This window comes from Mucilaginibacter sp. P4_G9 (assembly GCF_056400985.1).
The window spans coordinates 18,945-27,337 of record NZ_JBFUKF010000026.1 but is presented as its reverse complement, the minus strand read 5'-3'; the positions used below and the strand labels follow the sequence as shown (position 1 = coordinate 27,337).

Annotated in this window: 2 protein-coding genes; both read right to left on the bottom strand. The window is 46.1% G+C overall.

From position 1 onward, the window contains the following. On the bottom strand, positions 1-236 hold a 236-nt coding region (locus tag AC1DPZ_RS04670; protein WP_477401581.1), incomplete at its 3' end, for a type IX secretion system membrane protein PorP/SprF. A 21-nt stretch (positions 237-257) separates the two neighbouring features. Next, positions 258-7,679: a cellulose binding domain-containing protein gene (locus tag AC1DPZ_RS04665; protein ID WP_477401579.1), complete on the bottom strand. Its 7,422-nt coding sequence runs from the start codon at positions 7,677-7,679 to the stop codon at positions 258-260. Between the last annotated feature and the right edge of the window lie 714 nt (positions 7,680-8,393).

Below are 8,393 nucleotides of genomic sequence, written 5' to 3'. Positions count from 1 at the left end.
AGGTAGGTTACCGGCGCCCCGTCTATCCCTACCCATTGCTTGCGTGCCAGGGTATGAATTGAGCCTACTTTATCCAAAAGCGAATAGGCCGGGTTAAACGGTGTTAAGTTATCCATGTACTGGGTATAACTGAAGGCCTGCTGCTGTGCAACAGCGCTGTTGCCTGTTACTATGAGTAACAGGCACAGGCTTAATGCAACAAGCAGGGGTTTCTTGTTATTATAAATTTTATTCATATCCGGGATCATGCAGTGCTATTAGTATTTAATGATGATGAAACCGGTTTTATGTTTATTTTCTTCACCCTTCTTATATTCCAGCGTGTAAAAATAGGTGCCCGGCTGTTGCATGGCACCACCTATGCTGGAATGCCCGTCAAATACCCTGGAGCTGTTATCATAGCCTTTTGCTTCAAATATTTTAACACCACTGCGGTTCATGATCGTTAATTTATTATCCGGGTAGGCGGTTAAGCCGTCTATGATCAGCACATCGTTAATGCCGTCCCCGTTTGGAGAAAGCCCCTGGTGTACTACAATTCCTTCATTGCTGATGTCGCGCTGCGGCGGAGCCACGGCCAGCGGGGCGCTCTTTAATGACATGGAGCCTGCTGAAGGTTCTGTTCCGTAAATCAGCTGCCCTTTATAATAAACCGTAATGTGGTTATTCTCCTTCATCACATCTTTGGCCAGGTAGGAGTAATCATTCAGTTCATTAAAGTTCGACCAGTCTGYTTTGRYAATACGGTACTGGATATTGCCCGATGAACTTAAAGGATAAAGGGTCCCSRCTGAGGAATTTACCGCAARCTCCAAATAAGTATCGGCCCCGGTAAGCGMAGTACYTARKGRTACAAARTTRCCGCTGATGTTACCGCTGCCTTTTTTAGCATAATCTATCCAGTAGTTCAGGCTYTGTGTGCCGTCTTTGGTAAACCAGTAACGGGCAGTAATGTCGCCAAAAGCTACCGGTACATTCCCGGTATTATTAATWGCCAGGTAGGTGCTGATGGYATTGCCGYTGGTMSCTGTGTTTTGATTCTGGTAAAACACGTTCAGGCTGGTAAGYGGGGTAGCARCAGYTGGCTCRGTTCCCCATATCAGCATCCCGTTGCGGTAAAGCGTGATATGGTTGTTATTAGCATAGCTGCYGGTATTGCTTTGATGGGAATAATCATCCGCCTCGTTCARCARTCCCCAGTCCTGGTTGGCAAACCTGGATTGTATTTGCCCGGTATTGCTGTTAGCGCCCAGGTTCCCTGTTGCAGTGAAACTATATTCCACATAACCCAGGGCGCCATTCCGGGGCTGATCCAACGGAACATATTTCATTTTTACATTGCTGTTCCCCAGCTGTGCGTAATCTATCCAGGTATTCATGCCGGCATAATTCTCTGCAGTGAACCAGTAACGCATGGTTAACTCACTATAGGCTACGCCAACAGAATCGGCATTCACTACCTTCACATATGGGCGGGCGATGTTATTAGTCAGTAGCCCGGTATCCCCATCCTGGTATTGTACCTGCAGGTTAAGCGGGATAACCGTCAACGTCCGGCTAAGCGTAGTATCTTTATAGGTTGCGTTGCCCGGTTGGCTGGCTGTGATAACAGTTGTTCCGGTTCCCACAATATGAACCAGTCCGTTGGTTACCGTTGCAACGTTTGCATTACTGCTGCCAAAGTTTACCGGCAGACCCGATGAAGCAGTTGCGGAAATACTAAAATCAGCATCGCCTGGTCTTTTAGCAGGCAGGGAATTGAAAGTAATAATTTGAGCCAGTTTGTTTACTGTAAGGCTTTGGCTTACCGAACTTGCAGGAAGATAGGTGGCATTCCCGGTTTGTGAAGCGGTAATGACAGTGGTACCTGCACCTTTGATGTGAATTTTCCCGTTTAAGATGGCTGCAACTGTCGTATCGGAGCTTGCATAAGATACCAATAGGCCTGAGCTTGCAGTGGCACCCGGATCAAAATCGATATCATTTACATTTTTCGAGGGAAGTACATTAAAGGCTATAGTTTGAGCCAGTTTGTTTACTGTAAGGTTTTGACTTACCGAACTTGCCGGAAGATAGGTAGCATTCCCGGCTTGTGAAGCGGTAATAACAGTGGTACCTGCTCCTTTGATGTGAATTTTCCCGTTTAAGACGGTTGCAACTGTCGTATCGGAGCTTGCGTGAGATACCAATAGGCCTGAGCTTACTACCGCACCCGTATAGAAATCAGTATCGATAACAGTTTTAGGGCTTAAAGTATTAAAAGTTATTGTTTGATCTTTTTTAACTACGGTTAAAGTTTGGTTCATGGATGTTGCCGCTTTATAAGCAGTATTTCCGGCCTGGGAAGCGGTAATGACAGCCGTTCCTGCTCCTTTAATATGGACATTCCCGTTAACAACGGTTGCAATTGTGGTGTCTGAACTGGTGTATGTTAGCGGAAGGCCCGAAGACGCAATGGCAGGAGGTGCAAAATCTGTATCTCCCATTACTTTCTGCGTCATAAGGTTAAAGGTAATTGTTTGATCGCTAAGAAGGTCGGCAGCAATTTCCGTGGCGCTTAATGCCCTGCTGTAAATCTTAAACGCGTCAATTGAGCCTTTAAGCATAGGATCACCCGAAAATTGCGATTTGCCTAAATAATTAAAACTTGTAGTTCCCAGGGCCGATGGCTTGATACTGATAGCTGTGGTGGACGCTACAGCTGCGCCGTTGATATATAAAGTACAAGTACTGCCCGATCTTGTTACTGCCAGGTTTGTCCAGGTATTGAGCGGGAAGGTATAATTAAAATTCAGGTTCTGTTCGGCAGCAGACCCGTTTTTAATCGCATAACGGACAGTTGATTTTCCGCTTACCACGGCTGCCTGGACTGTTAAGAACATATACTGAGTAGTGCTTTGCCCAAAATCAAATACACGCATCCAGGTAGTAATAGCGTCCATTCTTACCCACGTAGAAATGGTAAAATCATTTAGCGTACTCATAATGCCCGATGGAAGCGTTGTATAAGCATTGGCCGTTCCATCCAACAGGAGCGATTGGCCGTACTTGCCGGTACCACGGTTGGCTGTAGCCGCCAGTGAAGCATGTTTTGCGCCCCAGGCGTCGACCCCTTTGGTGCCGCTTTGCTCATCAAATTTATAATAATCATTTTGGCCAATATTGGGTTTCGCAATTACTTCCATGCTGTTTGGGCTTTCAGCAGTACTGTCAATTGATGTAACCACATAAAAATAGGTGCTTCCGTTAGTCACGTTTGCATCGGTATATTGTGTAGTACTAACATTTCCAAGGGTGATATAAGGCCCTCCGGAAGTAGTGGAACGTTTAACTTTATAGCTAAAGTTTGATATCGGCCCCCATTCTATAATGTTTTTAGCATCTCCCGCTGCAACCAGGATTCCGCTAACGATGTTGCTTTGAACGGTTAAAGCAAGAGCTGCGGTATCCGCAGTGCTTCCGTTTGATGCAGTTAGGGTGACAGAAAAAACACCGGTTTGGGTTGGAGCACCTGAAATTACCCCCGTATTTGTATTAATATTCAGCCCGGCAGGAAGCCCGCTTGCCGAAAAACTATTGGGCGATTTGATTGCCCCGATAGTATAATTAAAAGACTTTCCGACTACAACAGTGTCGGTTAATGAACTGGTGATGGTAACGGGCAAAGTGCGGTCATCCAGTAACTGAACATCATTGCCCGTTCCTCCCTGATAGGTTATCCGGAAATTGTAGCCTCCCACGGTAACCAAAGACAATTCCGGCAAATCTTTAAAAGTTCCGGCAATGGCGGTGCTACCTGTATTATTAATAATGGTATAAGATGTGCCCGATGGTAATGTGCCGGCAATGCCCGTTACTGATAATTTAGGATTATTAACCAGGCTCACACTAGTAGCTGTTATCTTATCTCCCGCAGCACTTCCCAAATCAATTTCGGCATTGTAGGTAGCATCAGACTTTAATGTTAAGGCTCCGGTTATCAGCGAACCGATTGCCTGGTTTCCGGGCTCAAGTACCGCCCCCGTTCCGCTTCCGGTTCCGATAGTAACTGATCCTGAACCTTTACCAGTTCCGCCGAATGAACCGGCTGTAACCGTAAGCGCGCTGTTAAATACGCCGGATGACGGATMGTTATTAAGCAAGAATTTTCCGCCATTGATGGTTGTGGTGCCGCCATATGAATTATTACCGCTAAAAATAAGTACGCCCGAGCCTACTTTTTCAACGTTCATTGAGCCCGACATGACGCCTCCAAAATTTGTATTAAGGTTTAATGCACCAATGCTGATGGTAGGACTGCCTCCCGCATCTGTCCGGATTGCCCCCCTGCCGGAAAGTGCGCCAAAACTGATGGTACCGGTAGCGAACAGTATGCCCTGGCAGTCGTTACCATTGGCATCCAGGTTCCAGTAAGCTTTTGCACTGCCTGATTCTGGTACTTCAAAACGCACCCGGTTGTTACCGCTACGTAATTTGGATACAAAAGTACCGGTAAAGTTGCTGTTATCGCCAAAAAGGTGCAAGCCCGCGTAAGTGTTTCCATCCTGTATAATGGTGCCGCTACCCAAAAGCTTGCCCCGCAGGTTTATTGCATTACTGGTTTGATAAAAATAACTGGTTTTACCGGCAGCTATTTCAAAGTCATTATAAAAGGTTGCATCGCCATTTGCAGAGAACAATGCCCCACCGTTCATAATGATCTTACCCGTGCCCAGCGGACCGGACGTTGGCGCCGAAGGCGTCCCGGTACCAGCGCCCGAAACTTCCAAGCCATATACAGGGGGCCAGCTTTGGCCGTTGCCGTTTAGTGTGGTGGTACCGGTGTAAGTATTGTTTCCTGATATATAAAGATATCCTATACCATTTTTAAGCAAACTTCCGTTTCCGCTTATCCCTCCGGTGAGGGATACCGTACCGCTGGTTACGGTGTTTACATTGAGTAAAGTATCCAATACAACAGGTGTACTCAGGGTATGAGAAGTTGTGGCATTGTTAACCAGGTCATTCTTTAAATGAAGTGTATCGCCGGATATGGTATAACTGTTCGCGCCCGCATTAAATTGCATCCGCGCAACCGCCAGCCCTTTAATGTCATTAGTCAAAATAGTATCGGCCGATGCATTGAACATTATAATGGCAGGGCTTGCCGGGATAGCATTCTCTACCCAGTTGGAAGCCAGTTTTAATGAATCGGTTTCGGTAGCCGGTTTCCAGGTATAAGAACCCGACCCGGGGACTCCGAATGCCTCAGTAGAATTCGCGCTTTCTTTGGTTTGCCCAACTGACGAAACCACGTAATAATAAGGGCTTCCGTTGCTTACATTTACATCGGCGTAACTGGTACCTGGCACATTGGCTACGGTTGTATAAGGGCCGCCACTAACGGTGCTTCTTTTTACATTATAGGTTGCTGCCCCCGAGGCGGTGGTCCAGCTCAAATCAATTTCTTTGTTTTTATTAACAACAGTGGGTTGTGCAGGGGCCGCAGGCGGAACTGAAGCAAAGACCTCGTTGGAGTTACCACTTTCCAGATTCCCGGTAAGGGCCGTAATAATATAATAGTTATTTACTTCGGGCACAGGAGAAGCATCAGTAAAGCTGGTACCGCTAACCCCTGCCTGGATTGTTGTATATGCACCTCCGGGGCTTAGCGAACGTTTTACCGAATAGCCGGAAGCGTTGGCCGAAGCTGCCCAGGTCAATTTAATTTGCGTAGCGTTAACCACCGATGCCGCGGCCGAAGCAGGCGCTGCGGGCGTTTGGTTATTGATAACGTTGAGGATGAGGGTTGCCGTACCTGTGCCGCTGGCATTGGTAGCTGCTATGGCAACTTCGCTTTGCCCTAAAGCAGTAGGTGTGCCGGAAATAATACCGGTAGCCGCATCAAGGCTAAGCCCAGCTGGCAAGCCGCTGGCACTATAAGAAGCTGGATTAGCACTGGCGGTAATATTATAACTGAAAGGTGTGCTAATAGTAGCTGTGGCTGTGGTAGCACTGCTGATATCCGGAGAGCCGGCCGGCGCAGTTCGACTATAAGCTACATTGCTGAACGTGGCTGTATTGAGTGCCGAAGCATTACCAGAGATGGTATAAAACCCGGCATACAGATCGGTTGGGAAACCTGTTGCAGAATACCAACAACTAAGATTGGTCCAGTTAATACCGTCCTGCGAATGGTAGGCGAATATACGCGTACCTACGCGTTCGATTTTTAACCACCAGGGAGCTTTGGGCTGCCAATGATTGCCGATACCGCCTGTAGCGTTGAGAAAAATATCCCAAAATGCAGAACCAGCAGCCAGCGATTGACGTAACATGACGCCGCAGCCGCCGGTATTGAGCGACACGCTGTTAACTTTTACGACCAGGCCAGCATTGCCGCTGATCTTTTTAAAATTGAAGCTGAAGGCATTACTGGTAGAAGTTCCGGCAGAATTAACTGTCCAGACCCCGTTGTTCAACGAAGCGCTGCCTGCCAGCCCGGTATTACCGATATCCAGATTGGTTACGTTACTCACCGCCTGCACATTATCGGTAGGGTAAACAACCGGCGTTAAAGGTGTGGCATGCGAGGTATCGGAAGATTTTAAATACAAAAACGAAAAGCCATCTTCGCCTGCCAGCGCACGTATTTGCTCGGTATATGGTGTTGGGATGCCTTTACGGAGTGCATATGCTCCCTTGATGATATTGTTAAACGGATGCCTGTGAACAAATCCGGGAGGGATTCCCCAATTGGTCCAATAGCTGGCATAGGCTCCGTATGGTATAAAAGATAAGGTACCGGCAGGCGACTGACTATACTGATTATATAATTCGCCGATTTTAAACAAACGATTATCAAATTCTGCAAACAGGTCAACCCCTTGTTTCCAGGCTACTTCGGCACTCCACCCAAGCGCCTGGATCTGCTCAAACCAGTGGTCATCACGACCGGAGTCGCCTACTTCGCCGTTAGGTAAGCTATTCCGCAACCCGCCGCCGGCATCCATACGGTATACCTCAAGGGCTTGCTGCCATAAAACAGGATCTTTTAAATAGGCTGATATACCAATTGCTATTGCAGTTTGAAGAGCCCCTTTATTAGCATCCCTTGTAGGGTAAGGCGACCAGGAAGTTGGAAATAAAACATTACGGAAATAATTGTTGACATGGGTATCGTTAGCCGCTGTCCATCCAGGGAAGGTGCTTCTTAAAATATCGGCCCCGGCAACAAAATAAGCTACCCGGTCGCCAATATCGAGCATATTTTCTCCGCCACCCCAGGTAGTATTGGTAACCGCCCATGCATCCAGCATATTGGTAGCTTTACGGGCGTATGTGGAGTCGCCTGTAAAAACATACATGAACGCCAGGTTATGAATAGCGATCATATCATCCAGCCATGCCGGATTGTTTAAATTGGGTGCACGGGTTACCGTAGCAAAAGGTCCTCTCATTCCATAGCTCAATTGCGAATGCGAATCGCCTTTGAGGGAGTTATATCCCGTAAGCCAGGGCTCTGTATTCCTATTGGCCTTAAGTTGAGCCAGGTCTGCCTGGGTAAAGGGAACGCCGGGATTTACAAAGGTCTGTGCCCGGGTTACTTTACTTGTGGTTATGAGGCAAGCAAAAATAAGCAGGAAAAGAAATAAACTTTTTTTTCTTTTCCGGGGTGTGAGATAGGTACAAAGGTTCATAAATAGTGAATAATTAGTTTAAACTTTGATTATTATGGATTGGCTAAAAAAATACATGTATAAGAACATCGCCATCGTAAGATGATTTGATGGCGCAATTAAAATAGGTCAGTCGTAAACAGCAGGTGTGTATGTATTTAGAAAACAGCGTTTTTGTGCCTTGTAGTTATTTGTTTTATAACTATTCAGGCAAAAGCAAGTACTACTTTCCACAGGTCATCAAATAGACAGGCAATGGCATTTATTATACTCAAATAATTTAAAATATTTTTAGCGGGAAACCTGCGATAGGCGATTTGTGAAGTAATTTATTGTAAATCAGCCGATTGGTTGTTGTTTGGAGGAGGGGGAGTAATTTTGTATGTCGCTTATTTACAGGAAATTGTAAACAGTAAAAAGAAGCATACAAGAGCTGAACCTGGATTTTGCATCTTATTATCTGCCAGGTATCTCCGACATGACCAAAATCGAACCGATTTATGGAACATAAAATTACGTTGGGTGAAAGGCGACGTCAATTCCTGACGTTTGCTGCTGTTAAGCGGAAAGTGATTCCTGAAATGTTTTATGAACTTTTGTATTGACCTGTTTTCGCTGTTCAAGACCTCTTAAAGTAAAGTTTTTAACTGGCGAAAATGCATGTTGCTATGCCGGGGCATTTTTATAAAGATAGTAAAAACCAAAACTGCGTGATATTGTTAACATGTTTCAATA